The organism is Bacillus sp. JJ1532 (assembly GCF_036965085.1).
In the GTDB taxonomy this organism is placed as follows: domain Bacteria; phylum Bacillota; class Bacilli; order Bacillales; family Cytobacillaceae; genus Cytobacillus.
Genome location: NZ_JBALOW010000076.1, coordinates 1 through 428, shown reverse-complemented (window position 1 = coordinate 428; position 428 = coordinate 1). Strand labels below are relative to the sequence as shown.

Below are 428 nucleotides of genomic sequence, written 5' to 3'. Positions count from 1 at the left end.
TTCATGGATGGCTAACGGGCAGTTTAGTTCAAGAAGAAGTGGTAAAATACAAATGAAATAATCATATTATTGGGACTTATTAAACAGAAATTACAAAAGAGGTTTTGGATAAAGTATTTTTCAAGGATGGAAGTCTAAGGGATATTTATATTGTTGACGTTGATTTAACCGATTGGCAAAAATTTTTTGATTGGATTCGCACTTCTCCTTGGGATATTGTTTATTACAAGGATGGACAAGAAACGGAGTATGAAGAAACCGATGATGCCCATTTTTTAAAAGATAATGACTACCATATTTTAATGTCTATTAACATTAATGGTGTTTTGATTAATTGCCATTTCTTTTCAGAAGATGAAATAGAATTTGATATTGATCCAAAAGAAGTTAAAAGTATAACTGTAGTTATTGCGGTATTTAAATTTATG

The 428-nt window shown here is 29.7% G+C and carries 1 protein-coding gene; it reads left to right on the top strand.

Going from position 1 to position 428, the window contains the following annotated elements; genetic code table 11:
* Positions 1 to 104 precede the first annotated feature (104 nt).
* A partial coding sequence (locus tag V7122_RS21100) for a hypothetical protein (RefSeq protein ID WP_335528860.1) occupies positions 105 to 428 on the top strand: 324 nt, incomplete at its 3' end.